Source organism: Chryseobacterium soli (assembly GCF_000737705.1).
GTDB lineage: Bacteria > Bacteroidota > Bacteroidia > Flavobacteriales > Weeksellaceae > Chryseobacterium > Chryseobacterium soli.
On sequence record NZ_JPRH01000009.1, the window covers coordinates 102,785 to 126,835 of the forward strand.

General features: G+C 36.6%; 21 protein-coding genes. 13 read left to right on the plus strand and 8 right to left on the minus strand.

Features of this window, described 5'->3' with window-relative positions:
• Positions 1–19: 19 nt before the first annotated feature.
• From ligD to ku, 3 genes are all read right to left on the minus strand, one after another.
• A complete protein-coding gene (gene ligD / locus IW15_RS18230; RefSeq protein ID WP_034714306.1) occupies positions 20–1,867 on the minus strand; it encodes a DNA ligase D in 1,848 nt (615 codons plus the stop codon).
• Positions 1,868–1,944: 77 nt separating this feature from the next.
• Positions 1,945–2,547, minus strand: coding sequence for a DNA polymerase ligase N-terminal domain-containing protein (locus IW15_RS18235; RefSeq protein ID WP_034714308.1), 603 nt, complete (start codon positions 2,545–2,547; stop codon positions 1,945–1,947).
• Positions 2,547–3,332 carry a non-homologous end joining protein Ku gene (gene ku / locus IW15_RS18240; RefSeq protein WP_034714310.1) on the minus strand — a complete coding sequence of 262 codons (786 nt, stop codon included), beginning with the start codon at positions 3,330–3,332 and terminating at the stop codon, positions 2,547–2,549. Before ku ends, IW15_RS18235 begins: the two co-directional genes overlap by 1 nt.
• Positions 3,333–3,469: 137 nt before the next feature.
• Here ku and IW15_RS18245 point away from each other — a divergent pair, with 137 nt between their 5' ends.
• Together IW15_RS18245 and IW15_RS18250 are read left to right on the plus strand one after the other, a co-directional pair.
• Positions 3,470–4,039, plus strand: a complete 570-nt coding sequence (locus IW15_RS18245) for a Crp/Fnr family transcriptional regulator (RefSeq protein WP_034714392.1) — start codon at positions 3,470–3,472, stop codon at positions 4,037–4,039.
• 71 nt (positions 4,040–4,110) lie between these two features.
• Complete coding sequence (locus IW15_RS18250; protein ID WP_034714312.1) at positions 4,111–5,397, plus strand: adenylosuccinate synthase; 1,287 nt, start codon at positions 4,111–4,113, stop codon at positions 5,395–5,397.
• Between the two features lie 33 nt (positions 5,398–5,430).
• Here the strand turns inward: IW15_RS18250 and IW15_RS18255 are convergent, their stop codons facing one another.
• The 3 genes from IW15_RS18255 to IW15_RS18265 form a co-directional block, all read right to left on the minus strand.
• The gene (locus IW15_RS18255) at positions 5,431–6,162 is read right to left on the minus strand and encodes a carbon-nitrogen hydrolase family protein (protein ID WP_034714313.1); all 732 of its coding nucleotides are present in this window, start codon (positions 6,160–6,162) and stop codon (positions 5,431–5,433) included.
• A gap of 43 nt (positions 6,163–6,205) precedes the next feature.
• Entirely contained in the window at positions 6,206–7,960 is a 1,755-nt protein-coding gene (gene aspS, locus IW15_RS18260; protein ID WP_034714315.1) for an aspartate--tRNA ligase, read from the minus strand.
• Between the two features lie 141 nt (positions 7,961–8,101).
• Positions 8,102–8,461 carry an ankyrin repeat domain-containing protein gene (locus IW15_RS18265; protein ID WP_034714317.1) on the minus strand — a complete coding sequence of 120 codons (360 nt, stop codon included), beginning with the start codon at positions 8,459–8,461 and terminating at the stop codon, positions 8,102–8,104.
• A gap of 293 nt (positions 8,462–8,754) precedes the next feature.
• Here IW15_RS18265 and IW15_RS22390 point away from each other — a divergent pair, with 293 nt between their 5' ends.
• Positions 8,755–8,871 (plus strand): 30S ribosomal protein THX, encoded by a 117-nt coding sequence (locus tag IW15_RS22390; RefSeq protein ID WP_084681486.1) that lies wholly within the window; start codon positions 8,755–8,757, stop codon positions 8,869–8,871.
• A gap of 60 nt (positions 8,872–8,931) precedes the next feature.
• On the opposite strand, the gene IW15_RS18270 is transcribed toward IW15_RS22390, so the two are convergent.
• Together IW15_RS18270 and IW15_RS18275 are read right to left on the minus strand one after the other, a co-directional pair.
• Positions 8,932–9,588 carry a DUF937 domain-containing protein gene (locus tag IW15_RS18270; protein ID WP_034714319.1) on the minus strand — a complete coding sequence of 219 codons (657 nt, stop codon included), beginning with the start codon at positions 9,586–9,588 and terminating at the stop codon, positions 8,932–8,934.
• A 192-nt stretch (positions 9,589–9,780) separates the two neighbouring features.
• The gene (locus tag IW15_RS18275; RefSeq protein WP_034714321.1) at positions 9,781–10,290 is read right to left on the minus strand and encodes a DUF2480 family protein; all 510 of its coding nucleotides are present in this window, start codon (positions 10,288–10,290) and stop codon (positions 9,781–9,783) included.
• 79 nt (positions 10,291–10,369) lie between these two features.
• On the opposite strand from IW15_RS18275, the gene lpxB reads away from it, so the two are divergent.
• The 10 genes from lpxB to IW15_RS18325 all read left to right on the plus strand — a co-directional run bounded on the left by lpxB (position 10,370) and on the right by IW15_RS18325 (position 23,897).
• Positions 10,370–11,473 (plus strand): lipid-A-disaccharide synthase, encoded by a 1,104-nt coding sequence (gene lpxB, locus IW15_RS18280; protein ID WP_034714323.1) that lies wholly within the window; start codon positions 10,370–10,372, stop codon positions 11,471–11,473.
• A 134-nt stretch (positions 11,474–11,607) separates the two neighbouring features.
• Positions 11,608–13,377 (plus strand): ComEC/Rec2 family competence protein, encoded by a 1,770-nt coding sequence (locus tag IW15_RS18285; RefSeq protein WP_034714325.1) that lies wholly within the window; start codon positions 11,608–11,610, stop codon positions 13,375–13,377.
• A 145-nt stretch (positions 13,378–13,522) separates the two neighbouring features.
• Positions 13,523–14,188 carry a succinate dehydrogenase cytochrome b subunit gene (locus IW15_RS18290; protein WP_034714327.1) on the plus strand — a complete coding sequence of 222 codons (666 nt, stop codon included), beginning with the start codon at positions 13,523–13,525 and terminating at the stop codon, positions 14,186–14,188.
• A 15-nt stretch (positions 14,189–14,203) separates the two neighbouring features.
• Positions 14,204–16,216 carry a fumarate reductase/succinate dehydrogenase flavoprotein subunit gene (locus IW15_RS18295; RefSeq protein ID WP_034714329.1) on the plus strand — a complete coding sequence of 671 codons (2,013 nt, stop codon included), beginning with the start codon at positions 14,204–14,206 and terminating at the stop codon, positions 16,214–16,216.
• 24 nt (positions 16,217–16,240) lie between these two features.
• Entirely contained in the window at positions 16,241–17,008 is a 768-nt protein-coding gene (locus tag IW15_RS18300) for a succinate dehydrogenase/fumarate reductase iron-sulfur subunit (RefSeq protein WP_034714331.1), read from the plus strand.
• Positions 17,009–17,144: 136 nt separating this feature from the next.
• Positions 17,145–18,713, plus strand: a complete 1,569-nt coding sequence (locus tag IW15_RS18305) for a TlpA family protein disulfide reductase (protein WP_034714333.1) — start codon at positions 17,145–17,147, stop codon at positions 18,711–18,713.
• A 162-nt stretch (positions 18,714–18,875) separates the two neighbouring features.
• The gene (gene rlmD / locus IW15_RS18310) at positions 18,876–20,282 is read left to right on the plus strand and encodes a 23S rRNA (uracil(1939)-C(5))-methyltransferase RlmD (RefSeq protein ID WP_034714335.1); all 1,407 of its coding nucleotides are present in this window, start codon (positions 18,876–18,878) and stop codon (positions 20,280–20,282) included.
• 37 nt (positions 20,283–20,319) lie between these two features.
• Positions 20,320–22,791, plus strand: a complete 2,472-nt coding sequence (locus IW15_RS18315; RefSeq protein ID WP_034714337.1) for a zinc-dependent metalloprotease — start codon at positions 20,320–20,322, stop codon at positions 22,789–22,791.
• Positions 22,792–22,795: 4 nt separating this feature from the next.
• On the plus strand, positions 22,796–23,272 hold the full coding sequence (locus IW15_RS18320) for a DUF6452 family protein (protein ID WP_034714339.1): 477 nt from the start codon (positions 22,796–22,798) through the stop codon (positions 23,270–23,272).
• The gene (locus IW15_RS18325; RefSeq protein ID WP_034714341.1) at positions 23,238–23,897 is read left to right on the plus strand and encodes a DUF6048 family protein; all 660 of its coding nucleotides are present in this window, start codon (positions 23,238–23,240) and stop codon (positions 23,895–23,897) included. The genes IW15_RS18320 and IW15_RS18325 overlap by 35 nt, the downstream gene beginning before the upstream one ends.
• The last annotated feature ends 154 nt before the right edge of the window (positions 23,898–24,051 follow it).

Below are 24,051 nucleotides of genomic sequence, written 5' to 3' on the forward strand. Positions count from 1 at the left end.
GCTGACAAAAATATATAAATTACTTCAGATTCTGCAATAACTCCAACGCTTTTATCATATCAATTCCCTTACCCAGAACAGGTTTAAACAAATCTCCTTTTTCTTTAATTCTTTCAAGTGCATTATGAATCGTAAAATTTATTGGCAGCAAACCTGGTTTTAGCTCCTCCCATTCCAGAGGCATAGACACAGAAGCACCTTCTTTAGGTCTTATACTGTATACACTTGCTAACGTTTGTCCAGATCGGTTTTGAAGATAATCAAGATAGATTTTCTTGTCGTCTCTTTTCTGCAGGCTTCGTTCAAGGGTAGTAGTTTTGGGTAGTTTTTCATTCACCTGTTTCATCAGAATATGAGCGAAATCTTTCACCTGGTCAAAATCGTATGTTCCACCCATCGGAATATAAATATGGATTCCTGTACTTCCGGAAGTTTTGCAGTAACCTTTTACTTTAACAGACTGTAGGACTTCATTCACCTTCAGCGCTGTTTCTATCACCTCATCAAACGTATTTTTTTTGGATGGATCGAGGTCCAGTACTAGATAATCCGGATGTTCCAGATCCGGCAGCGAACTGTTCCACGGATTCAGATCAATACACCCCAGATTGTTGAGGTAAGCCAATGTTGCCTTATCATTACAAAGAATATAGTCTATGTATTTGTCAGTAGATTCAGAAAATACTTTTGTGGTTTTTATCCAGTCAGGTATATTTTCACCCGCATCTTTCTGATAAAAACCGGATTCTTCAATACCATTGGGAAATCGGTTTAAAGATAATGGCCTGTTTTTAAGATAAGGAAGAATGTATTCTGCTACAGACTGATAATATTCTACAACATCTCCTTTCGTGATTCCATCTTTAGGAAAATAAATTTTATCCTGATGCGTTAGTTTTACTGTGTGTTTATTCAATGTAACTTCCTTTTCTTTTTCAGCGTTTTTTGTTGTTGTTTTAGCTTTCATTTCTTTAGGTTTTTCATTACTATCTTCAGGGTTTTTATCTTCACGGATCGCGACAAAAACAGGATGTCGGAAAATACCGTCTTTCGTAATCTCAGAATATTTAATCTCACATACCAGATCCGGTTGTACCCAGGTTACGGGCATATTGGTTTTAGGAATCGTTTCAAACGGAGCATTTTTTGCCACTATTTTTTTTAGTCTTTCATGAAGTAAATTCAGTGATTCTTTGTTAAATCCTGTTCCCGTATGTCCGGCATAAATTAATTTTCCGTCAATATACTTTCCTAAGATCAACGCTCCAAAACTTTCTCTTGAACCTCTTGGTTCTGTAAAACCACAAATAATGGCTTCTTCTGTATTCGTAAATTTTATTTTAAGCCAGTCAGTGCTTCTGTGATTTTCCAGATAGAGACTATCTGCTTTTTTAGCAATCATTCCTTCCAGCTCCATTTTTTTCATTTGATTAAAAAAATCGATGCCTTTTTCCGGGATATGGTCGCAGTATTTAATAGAATCTGTTTCTACTAGTGCTTCTTTTAACAGTTCTTTTCGTTGTAAAAGTGGGATTTCCTCTGTGGAATGTCCATTCAGCCAAAGCAGATCAAAAACCTGGTATAACAAGGCTAAATTAGGATTGTCTCCAATTTGCTGCAACAGCTGGAAATTCGGTTTTCCGTTTTCATCGTAGGCAACTATTTCGCCATCCAGGATCATTTTGTGTTTCTGTGAGCTGAAATCCTTAGTAACTTTTTCAAATTTTGACAGAAAGGAAATTCCGTTTCGGGAATAGAAGAGCGGAACTTTGTGGCTGAGATCGGCGACTGCTCTGTAACCATCCCATTTTATTTCAAAAATCCAGTCTTCATCATCAAATGCTTTTTCAGAAAGTTTTGCGAGCATGGGCTTGATGAAATTCTTTAATTTTTTTTCGTCAACTAAAGAATTAAATCTTTGAAAGGCAGGTTTTGTTTCTGATGTTATGACTTCTTTTTGCTGCTTTTTAGGCTTTTTTTTTCCTCTAGAAATTTCGTTACCAATGATTTTGGAGAGGTGTTTTCTTCTGCATCGTATTTTTCTTCTGCAAAATCATCTTTATGTTTAATTAAAAGCCATGCATTATTTTCAGTATTTTTCATTTTAACCAATGCAAATTCACCTTTCAGCTTTTTACCATGCAAAATAAATTTCAGCGAACCGGCTTTTAATTCTTTCAGCAATTCTTTTTCATCCGAAAGCTGGGAGCTATCATCTAAAGGTTCATAGGTGCCGCTGTCCCAGACTTCCACCTGGCCTGCGCCATAATTACCCTCAGGAATGTTCCCCTCAAAATCTTTATAATCATATGGGTGATCTTCCACCATCATGGCGAGACGTTTATCTTTGGGATCCAGTGACGGACCTTTGGGAACTGCCCAGCTTTTCAGAACTCCTTCCATTTCCAGACGGAAATCATAATGAAGCCGACTCGCTGCATGCCTTTGAATCACGAAAACAAGCTTGTCTTTACTCTTTTTTGTTTTTCCTTTGGGTTCACTGGTTTCGTCGAATTTTCGTTTTTCGTTATAATCTTTGAGTGCCATTATGATGCATTTTTAGATTTGGAATTTTGTAAACTGGCTTTTAATTGGGCCATCAGATCAATCACTTTGCCTTCTTTTACAGGCTTAGCCTTTTTCGTTTTCACATTTTTGCCTTTGGCTTTCTGTTTAATGATCTTTAGCAGCGCTTCAGAGTAGGTATCTTTATACACGGAGGGATCGAATGTTTCCGACAGCTGGCCGATAAGGCTTTTGGCTATTTTGAGTTCGGCGGGTTTTGGAGCCTTTTTAGCAGGGATTTTAAGTTCTTTGTAATCTCTGATCTCCTGATTGAATCTTAAGCGGTTTAAGACTAGTATTTCATCGTTATACGGGCGTATCATGCCTATAGCTTCACTCTCCCGGAGTACAAAAGTTCCTATTCCAGCCATTTTTGTCTCCTGAAGGGCTTTTATCAAAAGTCTGTATGCATTTTCACCATTTTTCTGAGGTTCTAGAAAGTAAGGCATTTCAAAATAAACGCTGTCTACTTCTGATTCTTTTACAAAATGCTCAATAGAAAGGATTTTAGTTTTTTCAGGGAGTGCTTTATCATAATCTTCATCTTCCAGGACGACATATTTATCCTCCATAAGGTAAGCCTTGACAATGTTTTCCCATTTTACTTCTTTCCCGGTTTTTTCGTTGACTCTTTTGAATTTAATATTAGAAAAATCGGATTTATCCAGCATGTCCAGATCCAGTTTGCTGGTTTCTGTGGCAGAATAAATTTTAACAGGAATATTCACTAAGCCAAATCCAATAGCACCGTTCCAAATTGCTTTCATAGTCTTACGTTTTTAAGAATCAAGCAATTAATGTACCATTAGACGGGCTTTTTGCCAAGGTTTTAAAGATTTGTTGTCAATTGACCATTGCTTTTAAAGACTATTTCAATACCTTTAAAATTCCAATAAACAGCAATATGGAAGAACTGTTCTCGTACATCAAAAAGTTTGGAATCCTGAATGAAAAAGAGGAATTACTGATTGCGAAAGGCATTCAGGAAATGAGTATCCAGAAGGGAGAAATCTTTGTGGAAGCCGGGAAGATCAGTCAAACCATAGCTTTTGTAAAAGAAGGGGTATTCCGGTCACTGTATTATAACAAACAAGGCGATGATTTTACCCGTTATTTTATTTATGAAGGCCGGTTCATCGGAGATTTTCATGGTTTTGCAGATCAAATTCCTTCCAATGAATATATTGAGGCGATAACAGATGCTACTGTACTGACTCTTGATTTTGATTATTTTAAAATACTAGAAAAAGAGATTGCGGTCTGGCCGGTTTTAATTGCGAGGCTGCATGCTTTTGTTGCTGAAAATAAGCTGAAAGTGGTAAGCACGATGCTCAATCTTGATGCAAAATCCAGATACCTTTATTTTTTGAACCACTATCCCGGACTTGCTAACCGTGTTCCTCAGGCGATGCTTGCTTCTTACCTGGGAATTACGCCATCCTCATTCAGCCGGATCAGGAAGAATGTACAGTAAACTCCTTTCTTGTCAAATGACAATTGCCGCGTAAAGCACTTGCAATAGCTTTGTCCCATAAAAAGTAACATATGGATATTGTATTAGGATTGCAGTGGGGAGATGAAGGTAAAGGAAAATTTATCGATCTTATCAGTGAAGGATATGACATTGCCGCTCGTTTTAATGGTGGAGCCAATGCCGGACACAGTATAGAACGCAATGGAAAAAGAATTACATTGAAATCGCTTCCTTCGGGGATTTTTATGAAAGGAGTTCAAAATGTCATTGGAACAGGGACGGTACTGGATCCAGTAAGCTTCAGAAAGGAAATTATAAACTTACAGGAATTTGATACTACTGTACAACCGGAAAAAAATCTGATTATTTCAAGGAAAGCACATCTGGTCCTTCCTACTTATAAGCTTTTGGATATCTTTATGGAAGACAATCCGGAGTATACAACGATCGGAACTACGCGAAATGGGATTGCACAGGCCTATTCGAATAAGATTTTAAGACAGAATCTAAGGGTGGGCGATATAGAGTCTACGGATTTTAAAAGCAGGGTAGAGCATATTCTGAAAAGAGATTACCGATTGCTCGCCGGCGGAGATATGATCCTTCCTTCTCTAGAAGAAATCAGCACTGAGTTTTTTGAAGCCATCGATTTTTTAAAGAAATTCATCCGTACGGAAACAGAACTGTTCTTGAATGTTGCTTTGTTTGAAGGAAAAAAGGTTCTGGCAGAAGGTTCTCAGGCGGCGATGCTGGATATAGACCACGGGACTTATCCTTATGTAACCTCTTCTTCCACCACAGCGGCAGGAGCTTGCAGCGGACTGGGTGTTTCACCTAAAAAGATCGGTGAGATATTTGGTATTGCCAAAGCCTACTGTACAAGAGTTGGGAACGGAGTATTTCCGACAGAGATTTTTGATGAACTGGGAGAAGAAATCAGAACGAAAGGCAATGAATTTGGTTCTAATACCGGACGTCCGAGAAGAATAGGCTGGCTGGATCTTCCGGCTTTACGATATGCAATTATGATCAATGGGGTTACACAGATGATTCTGACCAAAGCGGATATTTTAAGTGGAATGAAATCCATAGCAGTCTGCACCCATTATGAACTGGAAGACGGAACAGTTGAGACCGTTTCCGGATCACTTCCTGAAAATGCCCGTCCTGTATTGAAATGGATGGAAAGCTGGAGTGCGGATATTTCGAATCTTAAAGAAGCGTCTTTACTACCTGAAGAACTAAAGAATTTTCTTTCATTTTTAGAGGAAGAACTGGGAGTTTCTGTAGGGTATCTTTCAACGGGACCGGGAAGGGAGCAAATAATAAAAATGAAAGAGCTGGAGCTGGTTGAATAAAAAAGCGGAGAAATTTTTCTCCGCTTTTTTATATTAGTTGATATACATTTTTTCTACCTGTTCATTATCAGTGTCTAAAATAAGGATTCCTGCATTTTCACTATTGAGTTGTCCTAGAAGAGTTCCGTTTTTACTCCATACAGAAGATTTGCCGGCACATTCATAGCCGCCGGATTCTCCTATGAAATTTGCCATTACAACATGCATGTGATATTTTGCCGCAATATTGGAAAGTTTAATAAGATCTTCGTCAATACCATTTACAGAATTGAGAACACTTGCAGTATAGATGTTTGATCCTATTTGATGAGCTTCCTGTGAATGCAAAGGATCCGATAAATCATAGCATATGGCCAATGAAATTTTATTCTGTATTATTTCCAACTGACAGAAACTATCACCTTTTGAAAAAACACTAGTTTCCGTTGGGAAAAGATTGCGTTTTGAATACACCTCTCTTTTTCTTCCCGGCTGGAATATAATACTGCTGATGCATAAACGGTCATCATATTTTGTAGGCATTCCCACAGTGATGTTGATGTTGTTTTCGTCTGCCGTTTTTTGAAAAATGTCTAAAACAGAATCTTCATAATGAATGGAAAGCTGATCTGCCAATTCTGGTTCATATCCGGTAATGGACAGTTCGGGGAAGATAATCATATCAACATGATGATCAACGGCAGCGTTGATTAATATGTTGTGATTTTCAATGTTTTTAAGAATATTTCCTTTTACAGGCTGGATTTGGGCTGCTGCTATTTTCATTTTTTTTCATTAAAAAAGCGGAGAAAAAATCTCCGCTTCTAATTTATGCTTTTACATTTAATTTCAATTCCAATTCATCGAGCTGTTCATCAGCAATCGCAGCCGGTGCGTCGATCATGACATCACGTCCTGAATTATTTTTAGGGAATGCGATATAATCTCTGATCACTTCATTTCCATCAAGGATGGCCACCAAACGGTCAAATCCGAAAGCCAAACCACCGTGAGGAGGTGCTCCGTATTTAAAGGCATTCATCAGGAATCCAAACTGAGCTTCTGCTTCTTCTTTGGTAAATCCTAGTAAATCAAACATTCTTGACTGTAAGTCTTTATCGAAAATTCTGATAGAACCACCGCCGATCTCATTTCCGTTCAACACCATATCGTAAGCATTTGCTCTTGCTTTTCCGGGATCTGTTTCCAGCAAATGGATATCTTCAGGTTTTGGAGAGGTGAAAGGATGGTGCATGGCATGATAACGTCCGCTTTCTTCATCAAATTCCAATAACGGGAAGTCTACTACCCAAAGTGGTGCAAATACATTTCCTTTTCTTAATCCCAAACGGTTTCCAAGTTCCATTCTTAAGGCAGAAAGCTGTGCTCTTACTTTATTTTCGTTTCCGGATAAGATCAGCATTAAGTCACCTTCTTTCGCTCCGAATTTTTCAATGATTTTCGCCAGATCTTCTTCGTTATAGAATTTGTTGACAGATGAGGTTTTCACTCCGTCATTCTGAAACTTAGCCCAAACCATTCCTGAAGCACCGATTTGTGGACGTTTTACCCAATCCACCAATTCGTCGATCTGCTTTCTGGTATAGTCTGCACATCCTTCTACATTAATTCCGACAACCAATTCAGCGTCATCAAATATTTTAAAATCTTTTCCTTTTACTAAGTCGTTTAATTCTACGAACTCCATTCCGAAGCGGATGTCCGGTTTGTCGTTTCCGTATTTCTGCATCGCTTCTGCGAATGTCATTCTTGGGAAAGTTCCGAATTCCTGACCTGTAATATCTTTGATCAGGGTTTTGGTCATTCCTTCAAAAACATTCATTACATCTTCCTGCTCTACAAACGCCATTTCACAGTCTATCTGTGTGAATTCCGGCTGTCTGTCGGCTCTCAGATCCTCATCACGGAAACATTTTACAATCTGGAAATATTTATCCATTCCACCTACCATCAACAATTGTTTGAAAGTTTGCGGAGATTGTGGCAATGCGTAGAATTGTCCGGGGTTCATTCTGCTCGGCACCACAAAGTCTCTTGCTCCTTCCGGAGTAGATTTGATTAACACCGGAGTTTCCACTTCGATAAACCCTTCATCTGAAAGATAATTTCTTACTTTTTGCGCCATTTTGTGACGGAAGATCAGTTTATCTCTTACCGGAGCTCTTCTGATATCCAGATAACGGTATTTCATTCTTACTTCTTCTCCACCATCCGTTTCATCTTCAATTGTGAAAGGCGGTAGTTGAGATTCATTAAGAACCGTTAATTTTTCAACTAAAATTTCAATTTCTCCTGTTGGAATATTAGGGTTTTTGCTTACTCTTTCAATGACTTTTCCACTTACCTGAATAACGAATTCACGGCCAAGTTTTTTAGCTTCTTCCATCAATTGTGCAGAAGAACGGTCCTGATCAAAAACCAATTGAGTAATTCCGTAACGATCTCGAAGATCTATCCAAATCATAAATCCTTTATCACGGATCGTTTGTACCCATCCTGATAGTGTAACTTCTTCATTAAGATTTTTTAGAGATAATTCTCCGTTTGTGTGTGATCGAAACATTTGTTTTAGATGTTAGATATTAGACTTTAGATATTGAGAACACAAAGGCCCCAATTTTAGACTGCAAAGATAAGATTTTTGCAGGTTGTATAAACAAAAAAAGACTTCCTTTCGGAAGTCTTCAAATATTATTTAGAGCTTTTAGTTTCTAACGGCTCCTTTTGCTAGTAATAATTTTGCAGTTTCCTTTCTTTCTCCTAACTCGGCCAGATCAAGCGGCGTTTTTTCATTACAAGGCTTATTGATATCTGCTTTGTTATCCAGAAGATATTTAACAATCTGATTTTTACCGTACATAGCACTGAATCCAAGCGGACTGAATGAATCTGTCTTCAGCGCAAAACACTTGTTATAGTCTGCTTTCGCAAACTGCTTTTTAAATACATCAATATTGTCTGTGTAAATAGCCTTCATCTGTGGAGTACTTAATTCCTGTGCAGATAGCATATTGGCAGCCATTGAAATTCCAAGTACAAAGAATGTAGAGATTATTTTTTTCATGAACTTCATTTTTAAGAATATACAAATCTAAATTAAATTTTGATAATGTTAATAATTAATTTCTATGAAATATTCATATTTTTTTCATTTTTCCTTGTTTAAAGATATTTGAGGTGATAATTTTTATAGCGCTGCAATTATTTTAAATCAAGGCAAATACTTTGTGTCTTTTAGCCATTAAATTAATAAAATGCACACCAGAATAGTAACGATTATGAAAAGTTTAACAGTCTGTAGCTTTGGATATTGATGACTTATTTTTACATTAGTAGTCATCAATAAAATATTTCATTATGGGAAAAGGAGACAAAAAATCAAAAAGAGGAAAAATCAATTCAGGAAGTTATGGTAAGAGAAGACTTAGAAAGAAAGGCAAAACTGCTGTAGCTTCAGAGAAAGCAAAGAGTTGATAAAATAAAAATGGCGAAGATTAATCTCCGCCATTTTTTGTGTATTGTATTAAAATTCAATTATTTTCCTCCAAAAAGGCCTCCAAGGATACTTCCTAAACCGCCGCCTCCTTGCTGCTGCTGTCCGCCACCACCTAAGACACTTCCTAAAATATCATTTAAAGGATTTCCTGATGATGAAGACTGACCGTTTCCAAGAACGCTTCCTAAGATGTCATTCAATGGACTTGACTGTTGAGCCTGAGCCTGATTTGAAGCATTTCCAAGAATGCCGTCAAGTAAACCTCCCAATCCTCCGGCACCAACATTGTTTTGTTGCTTTTGCTGTCCGATATATCCCATAATAACAGGAGCGAGCATGGCAAGAATAGGTCCGATTTTATCAATAGAGATTCCTGTATTCTGAGACAGTTGGTTTTCTACATTTTCTTTTTCTCCACCAAAAACATGGTTAAGAATAGATCCGCCTTCGGCTTGTCTGGCTTCTGCCTGTGAAGCATCATTTAAAATACTTCCATCATGATCTTTATCCAAAGCATTATTTAGAGCTTCTGCTTCGTTGCTATCCTGTGATTTATTTCTAAGATGAGAAATAACAAGTGGTGCAGCTACTGCTAATAAAGCGATAATTTGGTTCTTGCTGATCCCAAATTTGTTTTCAGCCTGTTCTGCAACCTGGCTGCTGGTATTTCCTGTAAGTAAATCGATTAAACTCATGTTTGTGTTTATTTTTAAATATTAAGTTGATCAAATTTATTAAAAAATATGAATACCAAATTTTTTTCAACTTATAATTATTGTTAAAGTTTATGATCTTCCGTGATAGTCGGCAAGAGCGATCATAAGACTTCTGCAGGAGTAAATAAAATCTGAATTAAGGAACAGGAAAGATGAATGTTTATCTATGTATTAATTCTTTATAATAGGCACATTAGAACATGCTTCCCCAAACATCAGAGATTTTACGATAGGTTTAATCTGTTCAACCAATTCTATATAGGCATTTTCAGGAATGTCTTTATCTGTACAGCCTTTTACCAGAACTCTTTTTCCTCTCATGAAATCAAAATCATACGTCTGGATGGCATTGTGCATTAAAATAACCTCCAGATCCTGACGGTTTCCGAAAACAATTTTTTTGGCAACATCTGTAAGTTTTGCAGTCAATACAAAATAAGCCCACAGCGGAACAATCGCATCTGCGGAATTGTAGATGTAAATATAGGCACCCTCATATTCTTCAGTGTTAATCGCTTCTACCTTTTCGCGGAAATCTTTTTCTTTCAGGATCATTTCCTGAAACAGAAAATCTTTCAGGTCAATGCCTTTTCTCACTCCCTTAGGAACAAGTGTTGAAAGGTCAAAGTTTACCAGGCCGCTTTCCGCAACTTTATTTCGGATTTCAAATTCTTCTGACATTTTTTATCATTATCTTTGAACAAATTTACAAATTAAGATTCGATAAAGCCTTAATTTGTTCTCTATCCTTACCATAGAAATGAAGTATTACATTATTGCAGGAGAGGCTTCCGGAGATCTGCACGGAAGCAATTTAATGAAAGCGTTACAACAGAAAGATCCGGCTGCCGAGTTTAGATTCTGGGGTGGAGATCTTATGACCCAGCAGGGAGGAACATTGGTAAAACATTACCGTGATCTGGCTTTTATGGGATTTCTGGAGGTTGCGATGAATTTAAAAACGATATTGAACAATATTAAATTCTGCAAAGAGGATATCAAAAAAAATAAACCGGATGTTTTAATTCTTGTTGATTATCCGGGATTCAATCTGAGAATAGCCAAGTTTGCGAAAGAACTGGGGATTAAGGTGGTCTACTACATTTCCCCACAACTCTGGGCCTGGAAAGAGGGCAGGGTCGAAATCATCAAAAAATATGTAGATGAAATGATGGTGATTCTTCCGTTTGAGGAAGAGTTCTATAAAAAGCATGGTGTGCATTCTCATTTTGTGGGTCATCCATTGCTTGATGCCATTTCAAATCTTCAGGACATCAGCATTGAAAACTTCAAAAAGGAACATGGTTTAAACGAAAAAGAAATCATTGCGCTTTTACCCGGTTCCCGAAAACAGGAAGTGGAAAAAATGCTTGAAATTATGCTTTCAGTGAGACCGCAATTTAAAGATTACCAATTTGTGATTGCCGGTGCACCCAGTCTTCCCAAAGAATTTTACCAGAAATATGTGGACGACAATGTACATTTCGTTTCCAATAAAACGTATGACCTGCTGAGGTGTTCAAAAGCTACCTTAGTGACTTCTGGAACGGCAACCTTAGAAACAGCATTGCTGGATATTCCAGAAGTGGTTTGCTACCGCGGAAGCAAAGTTTCTTATGCCATCGCAAAAAGGCTGGTGAAAAATATCAAATACATCTCATTGGTCAACCTGATCATGGATCGGGAAGTGGTGAAAGAACTCATTCAGAACGACCTGAATACTAAAAACCTGGTTGAAGAGCTTAAAAAAGTACTGAAAGGGGAGAAAAGAACTCAGGTACTAAAGGATTATGAGCTTTTAAGAGAAAAACTCGGTGGAAAAGGAGCCAGTGATCATGCTGCTGAGGTGATTTTAAAAGTTTAATGAGAATTCGATTTTTATAGGAAAAAATCACGCGTTCAATTATCTGGTTTACAGTGAAAATTATTTTTAACCTGCAAATTCAGTGATATTCAGTTAGCAGATAATTGATTATTTTGAGGAGAAAATAATTACAGTTGAGTAAACAGCCTCTTCTTATTCTGACCCTCTGTTTTATTCTTGGAATTTTCTTTCAGGATCATTTCTTATTGAGTAATATCCCAATTTATATAATTTGTGGGCTTTGTTTGCTCATTCTCCTGTCAAGTTTTTTTCATTCTTATTTTTTATTTAGATTGAGACCTGTACTCTTAGGTATATTATTTTTTGGAGCCGGAATAACACTTCATTCTTTCAATATTTCTACATCAAAAGACAGTCGGATTTCCGATCGGAAAATTATTATTTTTAAAATTTCAAAAAAATTAAATTCAACTGAAAAAAATAAAAAATATGAAGTAATTGTTCAGGATGGGAAAGAAGCTTTGAATGCAATTTTACAGACTCCAAAGAATGGTAAGGAGCTTGATTTTAATCATTATTACAAGGCAGAAGCCTACATTTCTATACCCAAACATCCCCAATATGATTTTCAGTTTGATTACGCCAAATATCTGCAGCGTAAGCACATAAACTCTCAATATTATATCAGTGGAGACTTATCTTCTACACTAAGAAATGATTTGAATGTAAGTGAAAAGATGGCTCAAAAAAGGATGGAACTGCTTCAGAAAATCGATGCTATGAAAATGTCTATTCGAAGCCGGGATTTTTTAAAAGGTATTATTCTGGCGGACAGAACCGAAATGGACAGCAATACCGTACAGGATTTTAACAGATCAGGTCTTGTTCATTTTTTGGCGATTTCAGGAACTCATATTGTTGTTATTTTCGGATTGTTTTACTTTCTTTTGACTCAAATATTGCCTTTGAAGTTCAGAAAATATGCGGTCATTACCAGTCTCATTTTCATATGGCTTTTTACTCTATTTATTGGGTTGGGGAATTCCGTATTGCGTTCCTGTATTATGTTGAGTGTATACTTTATGTACCAGTTGTTGCAGCGTAAACCGGATTTGCTTCACTCCCTGGCGTTGTCGGCATTCATCATTCTGATTTTCGATACAAATCAGATTTTTGATGTAGGATTTCAGTTAAGTTTTGCAGCAGTATTAGGAATTTTTTGGCTGAATCAACCCATTTTAAACTATTTCCCCAGACAGGATAATTATTTGAAAAAACTTCTTTTTAATACCGTTTCAATTTCCATTGCTGCTCAGGTGGCAACGCTACCTTTAGTCTTATATTATTTTCACCAGTTTTCTTTTATTTCAATTCTTGCCAACTTCTTTATCGTTCCGTTTTCAGAAATTATTATTGTATTTTCTTTTTTAATGACCACACTGGTAGCATTCAATATTGATTTCAGTTTGATCAATGGGGTGTATGATTTTATTATTCAGGTTTTATTGACTTGTATTCACTGGTTTGCGGATGCAGATATTTTGTTTTTTGAAAATATACCCATGAATCTGGTGGAGGTTTTATCCATAGCTGTAGTGATCTACCTGCTGAGGTTTGTAATTTTGAGGGTAAACCTTAAAAATTCTGCGAGATTGATAATGGCAGTTTTTGTTTTTATATTGGTTAGAATAAGCTTTACAATTTATGAAAACAGAAAGGAAGAAGTTCTGTTTCATAGCTTTAGTAAAAGTAAAGTGTTTTCAGTGAAGGAAGGGAATGAGGCCTGCTTTTGGATTGAAGAAAATTCAGAAAAAGATAAGGTAGTACGATTTATTATCAATCCATACCGGGCTGCAAGAAGGCTCAAGAGGATTGAAATAAAAACCTTGCCAAAGACGGCTCAAAAGGCGGTGTATAATGGCAAACTTTACAATATAAATTAATTGTTAATTTTTTTTATTTTTCCCGTATCTACAACGTTTTGAGCTCTTATTTAGAAAGGTTACAAACTAACTAATTGTGAGATTTCTCACTTTTTGATATTGTTAACATTTCTTAATTTTGTAGAAATTCAAATTTAAACTTAATATGGCAGGTTTAACGAGTTCTACAATAGGTAGAAAATATGCGATGGCATTATCAGCTCTATTTTTGCTGATCTTTCTTATACTGCATTTGACGACAAACTTATTATCGGTATTACCTAATCGAGATGTATTCAATACGGCATCAGATTTTATGGGCTATAATCCGTTTGTGCAGTTCTTAATGCAGCCTATTCTTGGTTTTGCAGTGATTTTCCATTTTATTATGGGGTTTGTACTGGAAATTAAGAATAACAAAGCGCGTCCGGTTAAGTATGCGGCAAACAACGCTTCTGTGAATTCTTCATGGATGTCTAGAAATATGATTATTTCTGGTGCGGTTGTTTTAGCTTTCTTGGCGCTTCACTTTTATGATTTCTGGTTACATGAAATTAATTACAAGTATGTGGAAAGGCTTGCTCCTGATGCAGAACGTTTTTGGCCGGAACTGCATGAAAAGTTTGCTGATATCTGGAGGGTGGCTATCTATGTGATTGCTTTTGTTTTATTAGGATTACACTTAGCTCACGGATTTCAGTCTTCTTTCCAGTCAATTGGTGCAAGGCATCCTAAATATACTCCGGTAATTAAAGCGTTTGGAAAGTGGTATGCTATCCTTATTCCTGCTGGATTTATTTTTATTGCAATTTATCATTTTATAACTCAATAATATCAATATACTAATATGAGTAAGTTAGATTCTAGAATTCCGGCTGGTCCTCTAAAGGACAAATGGAAAAATCATAAAGACCATATGAACCTTGTTGCACCAAACAACAGAGATAAGATTGATATTATTGTTGTAGGTACAGGTTTGGCAGGAGGTTCTGCTGCGGCTACTTTGGCAGAGCAGGGATATAATGTAAAAGCATTCTGTTATCAGGATTCTCCAAGAAGAGCACACTCCATTGCAGCGCAGGGAGGTATCAATGCCGCTAAGAATTATCAAGGTGACGGTGACTCTACGTATAGACTATTCTACGATACCATCAAAGGTGGTGACTACAGAGCAAGAGAAGCAAACGTATACAGATTAGCTGAAGTATCTGCCAACATTATCGACCAGTGTGTTTCACAAGGTGTACCATTCGGAAGAGATTACGGCGGCCAGTTAGATAACCGTTCATTTGGTGGAGTTCAGGTAAAAAGAACATTCTATGCTAAAGGACAAACAGGTCAGCAGTTATTATTAGGTGCTTATTCTTCTTTAAGCCGTCAAATCGGTAAGGGGAGAGTAAAAATGTATAACCGTCACGAAATGCTAGATCTAGTAATTGTAGACGGAAAAGCAAGAGGAATTATCGCAAGAAATCTTGTAACAGGTGAGATTGAAAGACATTCTGCTCACGCTGTAGTGATTGCATCAGGAGGATACGGAAACGTATATTTCCTTTCTACCAATGCAATGGGGTCAAACGTTTCTGCAGCTTGGAAGATTCACAAAAAAGGAGCATATTTTGCAAACCCTTGTTATGTGCAGATCCACCCAACTTGTATTCCTGTTCATGGAACACAGCAGTCTAAACTTACTCTGATGTCTGAATCATTAAGAAACTCAGGAAGAATCTGGGTTCCTAAGAAAATTGAAGATTCAGTTGCTATTAGAGAAGGGAAATTAAGACCTGAAAACATTAAAGAAGAAGATAGAGATTACTATTTAGAAAGAAGATATCCTGCATTCGGAAACTTAGTTCCTCGTGACGTTGCGTCTAGAGCGGGTAAAGAAAGATGTGATGCCGGTTTCGGAATTGAAAATAACGAAACTAAAGAAGGAGTTTACTTAGATTTCTCTACAGAAATCATCAAAAAAGGGAAAGAAGCTGCTATTGAAAAGCATATTCATAATCCTAGTGATCAGCAAATTTACGACCTCGGAAAAGCTTGGATTGAAGAAAAATACGGTAACTTATTTGTAATGTACGAAAAGATTACTGCTGATGATCCTTACAAAACTCCAATGAAGATTTATCCTGCAGTTCACTATACGATGGGTGGTGTTTGGGTTGATTATAACCTTCAGTCTACTATCCCTGGATGTTTCGTAATTGGTGAAGCTAACTTCTCAGACCACGGAGCAAACAGACTTGGGGCTTCTGCATTGATGCAAGGTCTTGCAGACGGATATTTCGTACTTCCTTATACCATTGCAGATTATCTTTCTGCAGATATCAGAACTGGAGCTATTCCTACAGATTCAGCTGATTTTGCTGAAGCTGAAAAAGGAATTAAAGATAAAATCAATTTCTTCTTAAATAACAAAGGAACTCATTCTGTAGACCACTTCCACAAGCAATTAGGACACATTATGTGGAATAAAGTAGGAATGGGAAGAACTCCTGAAGGATTAAGAGAGGCGATCAGCGAAATTGAAGAAGTGAAAAATGATTTCTGGAAAAACGTAAAAGTTCCTGGAGATGTAGAAGGTATGAACACTGAGCTTGAAAAAGCATTCAGAGTAGCAGACTTTATTGAACTTGGACAATTAATGGCTATCGATGCATTACACAGAAATGAATCTTGTGGTGGACATTTCAGAGAAGATCACGCAACTCCGGAAGGGGAAGCAGAAAGAGATGACGTTAACTTCAAATATGTAGGAGCCTGGGAATATCGAGGTGATGATATCAAACAGGAAGTTCTGCATAAAGAAGATCTTATTTATGAAAACATCGAAGTTAAAGCGAGAAGTTACAAATAATCTCCAACCTATAAATATAAAATTATGAGTGCAAAAAAAGGCCTTCATCTTACGCTGAAAATTTGGAGACAAAAAAATAGTAAAACCAAAGGTCAGTTTGAGACCTATAAAATATCGGATGTTTCTACAGATTCTTCATTCTTAGAAATGCTGGACATCCTTAATGAAAACTTAATTAACGAGGGAAAAGAACCTATCGCTTTCGACCACGACTGTCGTGAAGGAATTTGCGGGATGTGTTCTCTTTACATCAATGGTAGAGCTCACGGTCCGGATACGGGGATTACAACTTGTCAGTTGCACATGAGAATGTTCAAAGACGGTGAAACGATCGTTATCGAGCCTTGGAGAAGCGCTGCTTTCCCGGTTATTAAAGACTTGATGGTGGACAGAAGTGCTTTCGACAGAGTAATGGCTGCGGGTGGTTTCATTTCTGTGAATACATCAGGAAATACATTAGATGCTAATGCTATTCCGGTTCCTAAAGAAGATGCAGACAAAGCAATGGATGCTGCGGCTTGTATCGGATGTGGAGCTTGTGTGGCTACCTGTAAAAACGGATCTGCAATGCTGTTTGTTGGAGCTAAAGTTTCTCAGTTTGCATTATTGCCGCAAGGTAGAGTGGAAGCGAAAAGAAGAGTTCTGAGCATGGTGCAGGCTATGGATGATGAAGGATTCGGTAACTGTTCAAATACAGGTGCATGTGAAGTAGAATGTCCGAAAGGAATTTCTCTTGAAAACATCGCCAGAATGAACAGAGAATACATGGCAGCTCTTGTAGATAAAGGATAAAATTGATTGAAATACATAAAAAAAATCGTCTCCTTAACGGATGACGATTTTTTTAGTTAAATCTTTCATAAAAAGTCCTATTAAATTGTATTTAGTATATTGAAAAACTTATTTTTGTTTAATTATAAAATTCAAAATGAAAAAATATCTTTTATTGTTTATCATTGCAATCTTTGTGATGTCTTGCTCAAAAAAAGTTGAGGTAAAAGGAAAAATTACGGGAAGTTCACCACTTGAAAGAATCGAGTTTGTGGAAGCTTCAGGTGTAGGAACACTTCCTCTTGCTAACATTGGTTTAGATAAAGACGGTAATTTTTCTGGCAGCTTTGAAGCTCCGAAAGATGGAATGTATGTGATCAACTATGCTGGAAGACAGAATTTAATTTACCTTGAAGGAGGTCAAAAAATTAATATCTCAGGGAATGGAGCTACTTTCCCGAACGAATATATCGTTACAGGGGATGCTAAAAAGAACAATGATTTCTTTCAGGCAAACCAAAAATTCTTATCAGAATATGGTAAGAAAATCAACATTCAGGAATTAATGGGTGGTGATGAAAAGGCATTTTTAAAAGGAGCACAGAAAATTGAAGCAGATATCAATAAAAATGTTGATGAAATTGCTAAAAAATATAATCCTAGCAAAGGCCTTATCGAATGGAAGAAAAATGACGTTAAAGTAATTATCCTTAATTTATTAGGAAACTACGAAATGTCTCATGGCCAGATGTCAGGAAATCCTTCATTCAAAGTAACAAAAGTGTTTACAGATTATGAAAATAAACTGCAGGACAATAAAGATGTAATGGTGAAAACGATTCCTCTTTACAGACAATATTTATTAGTTAAAATGAGTCCTGGTTTCCAGAAATATGCAGAAGCAAACAGCAAGGGAAAAACAGACGTAATTACTTCAGAACTTTTTGCAGAATATTTAAAAAGCCAAAAAGAAGTAACACAGACTGCTAAAGATTATCTTTTAGGATTTGTATTGGCTCAGGATATTCACCCGACTTCACAACCGAAGACGATTGATAAAATCAAGAAAATTATTGATACGGATATTAAGGACGCAACCATTAAATCAGATTTAAATAAAATGCAGGTTGCCATCACCGGTCTTAAAATTGGTGAGGTTGCACCGGAGGCATCTTTAGTGAAGCAAGATGGAAAAGCATACAAGCTTTCTGAAAACAAAGGAAAACCTTATATGTTGTTTTTCTATGCTTCTTGGAATCCTTACATTGCAGAAGGTACAGTACCTGTATTGAAAGAAGTGGCCAACTTTTATAAATCTAAAATGAACTTCGTGTATGTAAACGTAGACGATACAAAAGATCAGTTTGTAAAAACAAGCAATGCTTTATTAAAAGGAGTTGAAGGAATTAATGTATATGCTGATGGAGGATTAAACTCTGATATTGCAAAAAAATATGGCGTATACGGTTTCAAATTACCTTGCTTCGTTATCATTGATAAAGACGGTAAAATTGCCAGCAGATCATTTGTAAACTTAGGAGAACAGGATCTGGTTACTATTCTGGACAAGCAAACAGGACTTTCTGCTCCAAAAGTAGATCCTAACATGCAATTACAGCCGGGAATGAATGCTGACCCTGCTGCAATGCAACAACAACAACAACAACAACAACAACAACAACAACAAGCTCAACCTGCTAACCCGCAGCCGGTTCAGACAAAATAATAAACTTTAACATAGAGGAAAACCTTGTCTTCGGATAAGGTTTTTTTTTGTTGTATTTTTGCGAAATGAAACCGGAAGGTTTCATTCAGTTATATAGAAAAAATAGAATTACGGATGAAACCGAAAGGTTCCTCCGCCTTATAGAAAAATAAAAAATTCCGGATGAAAAAGAAGAAAGATATCATTCTTGAAAATATCAAGTTGTTTACTGCAGGAGCTAAAGGAGTAGCAATTGGAAAGACTGAAGATGGAAAAACCGTATTGGTTTCAGGAGCAATTCCAGGAGATGTGGTGAATGCCAGAGTAAAAAAATCTAAGTCCAAATACTATGAAGCTGAAACGGTAGAAGTATTGGAAAAATCTCCTTACAGAGTGGAACCTAAATGTATTCATTTTGGAACTTGTGGAGGATGCAAATGGCAAAATATGAGCTATGAGAAACAGCTCGACGTTAAACAGGAAGAAGTATACAATAACATCAAAAGAATCGGCGGAATCGATGATTTTGAAACCATACCTATTTTAGGAGCTGCCGAACAGTATTTTTACAGAAACAAAATGGAATTCTCATTCTCCAATGCGAGATGGCTTACCAAATATGAAATAAGCTCAGAAGAAAATTTTGGAAGCAAAGATGCCTTAGGGTTTCATATTCCGGGAATGTGGAGTAAGATTCTGGATCTTAAAGAATGTTTTCTTCAGGAAGATCCATCAAATGCAATCCGTTTGGCCGTGAAAAAATTTGGGGTAGATAATGGATTGGACTTCTTTGACGTTAAAAATCAGGAAGGATTCCTGAGAACTTTAATGATGAGACAGAACTCTCAAGGAGAATGGATGGTGTTGTTCCAGTTATACAGAGAAGAAAAAGCTAACAGAATAAAGCTTTTTGATTATTTACTTGAAAATTTCCCACAGATAAAAACATTGGTATACGCCATCAATCCTAAGCAGAATGATTCTATTTATGATTTGAATGTCAATACCTATTTTGGAGAAGGATTTTTGATGGAAGAAATGGATGGGCTTAAATTTAAAATAGGACCAAAATCATTTTTCCAGACGAATTATAAGCAGGCTTTGGAACTGTATAGAAAAACATTGGAGTTTGCAGACTTGAAAGGAGATGAAGTGGTGTATGATCTATATACAGGAACAGGAACCATTGCTCAGTATGTGGCAAGAAATGCAAAGCATGTTATTGGAATTGAATCGGTTCAGGAAGCGATAGACGCCGCGATTGAACATGCTGAATTAAATGGCCTTACCAATACAACATTCTATTGTGGAGATATGAAGAACGTGTTTAATGATGAGTTTCTTGAAAACCATCCTAAAGCAGACGTTTTAATTACCGATCCGCCAAGAGACGGAATGCACCAGAAGGTTGTAGAACAAATCCTGAAACTGGCTCCTGAAAAAGTAGTGTATGTGAGCTGTAATTCAGCAACACAGGCTAGGGATTTGGCATTGATGAAAGATCATTATACTTTGGTGAAAATCTTACCGGTAGACATGTTCCCGCAGACTCATCATGTTGAAAACATTGCTTTATTGATTAAAAAATAATTTAATTAAATTTGAAACTAATAATCAGAAAAATTTAATGAAAAGAGCGAAAAATCTTAGTGTTGTATTCATCCTATTGGCCCTGATGTTTAATCAGTGTGAATTGAAAGGGCAGGAAAAAGATTCTACCAGTGTAAAAACTGATACCGCTAAAGTAAAAAAAGATGATAAGAAAAAGCCTTTGATAAAACCTTATAAAGAGGTTATTACAGATAAAGCTGTATCCGATCAGGGCGTTTTTATGGTTCATAAAATTGATGATAAATATTACTTTGAAATTCCTGATTCAATGTTAAAAAAGGAATTTCTATTAGTGACCAGACTTACAAAAGCTGCTGCAGGAATGCGTTCCGGAAGTACAGGATATGCAGGAGATCAGATTGGCCAGCAGGTGGTAGCTTTTGAAAAAGGCCCCAAAGATAAAATTCTTCTGCGAGCCATATCTTTTGTAGACTATGCAAAAGATTCTACTTCGGATATGTATAATTCTGTAAGAAGAAATAACGTACAGCCGATCGTAAAATCTTTTGATGTAAAAACGTATGGAGTTAATACAAAATCATCGGTCATTGAAGTTACAGACCTTTTGAATTCTGACAACGAAATGGTTTCTTTCTCTGTAAATTATAAAGATGCCTTTAAAGTAGGAGCTTTTCAGAAGGATATGTCTTTTGTGAACTTTGTGAAATCATTTCCTAATAATATTGAAATCAATACCACTAAAACTTTTGCTCGAACTTTAGGAAGACCAATACCAGGAACTCCACCAGGAGATATCCCTAAAATAAGTGGAAATTATACAGTAGAGATCAATGCTTCATTGGTTCTTTTACCTGAAAATAAAATGCAGGCACGGTATTTTGATCCGCGAGTAGGATATTTTACTGTAGGATATACCGATTTTGATCTTGATCCTCAGGGCGTAAAAAGAATTTCTTTGGTAAAAAGATGGAAACTGGAACCGAAACCCCAAGATCTTGAAAAGTATAAAAGAGGAGAATTGGTGGAACCTGCAAAACCAATTGTATTTTACATTGATCCAGCCACCCCAAAAAAATGGGTGCCTTTTCTGATTCAGGGGGTAAACGACTGGAAAAAAGCATTTGAAAAAGCAGGTTTTAAAAATGCTATTTATGCAAAAGTTCCTGATGCTAAATCAGATCCGGAATGGAGCCTTGAAGATGCAAGGTTTTCTGCAATAGTATATAAACCTTCTGATGTTCCTAATGCTTCGGGGCCTTCAATTTCAGATCCGAGAACAGGAGAAATCCTGGAAAGCCACATCAACTGGTATCATAATGTAATGATGCTGTTGAGAAACTGGTATTTCGTTCAGGCATCACCGAATGACCCAAGAGCAAGAAAAGTTGAATTTGATGATCAGCTAATGGGAGAACTGATTCGTTTCGTTTCCTCTCACGAAGTTGGACATACTTTAGGATTAAGACATAACTTTGGTTCAAGTTCTACGGTTCCGGTTGAAAAATTGAGAGATAAAAAATGGCTTGAGAAAAACGGACATACTCCTTCAATTATGGATTATGCAAGATTTAATTATGTTGCACAGCCGGAAGATAATATCGGAGATTCCGGAATTATGCCAAGAATCGGAGATTATGATGACTGGGCGATCGAGTGGGGGTACAGAAGATTTTATCAGTACAATACTCCGGACCTGGAAAAAGAATACTTAAATAAATGGGTGATTAAAAACCTTCAGAATAACAGACTTTGGTTCGGGACTGAATCCAATCCTTTAGATCCGAGATCGCAAAGCGAACAGGTAGGAGATAATGCAATGATTGCAAGTACCTACGGAATCAAAAACCTGAAAAGGATTATCGAGAACCTTGACAAGTGGACGGCTACTCCGAATGAAGATTATGAAAACCTTGGAACGATGTATGATCAGGTTACCCTTCAGTTCAAAAGATATCTGGGACATGTTTCCAAATATATTGGAGGCCAGATGGAAACTCCTAAAACGGCTGAACAGTCAGGGGCGGTATATGAAGTAGTACCTAAAAAAGATCAGAAAGAAGCCATGAAGTTTTTAGAAGAAAATGTATTTACCACTCCGCAGTGGCTGATCAAAAAGGATATTTTTGAGAAAACAGGAAAAACACCTGTGAAAACTGTTGAAGATATTCAGAATGGGGTTCTTTCCAGAATTTTAAGCCCAATGGTTTTGCAGAATATGTATCAGATGGAAACGGTAGATCAAAATACCTATACGATTTCCGAATTGTTCTCAGATCTTAATTCTTCTATCATTAAAAAAGAAAATCCTGATGTGTACGGAAGAAATCTTCAGCGAAATTATGTGGATAATTTAATCAAGCTGGTGGATACAAAATCTTCTGACAGATCTGATGTTTCTGCTATTGCAAGAGGCAATTTGAATTCAATTAAAAAAGAAATTTCTGCAAAAACAGATGTTAATATGGTTAATAAATATCATTATGAAGATCTTGTTTTCAGAATAGAAAAAGCATTAGATCCAAAATAAAATTATGAAATACCTTAAATTCATTCTATTAATATGCGTGCTCGGAACCCTCTTTTCTTGTGGTGGGGATGATGATATCTGTGAAAGTGGAGAAGGAACTCCCAGAATGAAGGTTGCTTTCAAATCTCTTCAGACAGGGAAAACGGTTACATTAGATTCATTATATGTAGCGGTAGACTACGGATCCGGAAAAGTACAGTTGGGGAAACTTGAGAAGATTGGTTCCAGACTTATTCCATTAAGGGTAGATGATTCTCCTTATACTGATGTTTACTTTAGATTATCAGATAAAGGCGCAGAATCACAAGTCAGAATCAATTACACAACCAAGTCCACATATGTGTCTCCGGGATGTGGGATTAAAAAATATTACGAGAATTTAACTTCAGCATTAACAACTCCTAATCCTGTTCAAAAGCTGGAAGAAGGACAAAATCAAATAGAGAATGAAGACAAGACTAATCTTTACCTTCTTTTTTAGCCTATTGGGAATATTGAGCTTTGCTCAGACTACTAAAGAAGTTAAAAAAGAAAAATGGAAATACAAACCCAATTTTATGATTGGTCTTGATGCCCTCAATGCAGGAGCTTCCTTTTTTTCAGATAGAAAACTGTACGAGGGATTTATCTCCTCAAAGATCAACGATAACGTTCATGCTGTCATAGAGGCTGGTTTTGAGAAGAATATCTATCAGAAGAACAGCTATGATGCAAAAGTGAGCGGGCCTTTCCTGAAATTAGGAGCATTTTATATGCTTGCCAAGGATGCTGAAAATGAGTTTAATGGATTTTATGTAGGAGGAAAAGCGGCAACATCATTCTATACTCAGGAATATATGGCAGTTCCGGTTCGTGGGTATGGTGGTAGCAATTCTTCCTTAGCCTTTCCTTCATCTTCACAATCGTCGTATTGGATAGAAGGTCTGATAGGAGGCAGAGTACAGCTGTTTGATTCAAATTTTTATATTGATGTTAATTTGCAGCCTAAATACATGGTAGCAACCTCTAAGCAGGAAGATATACAGCCGATGATCGTTCCGGGGTTCGGGAAAAGTTCTTCGAAATTTAATATGGGTTTTGCTTGGAATATCGCCTATAAGTTTTAAGAAAATCTCTTAAAAAACTACATTATTTTACATAATAACTAATCCTCAGGTAATTCTGAGGATTTATTTTTATTCTGTAATAAAAGTGATAATGATATTTTTTTTTCAAAAATTATGACAATGCAGTAGCATAATAGTATAAAATTATTAGATT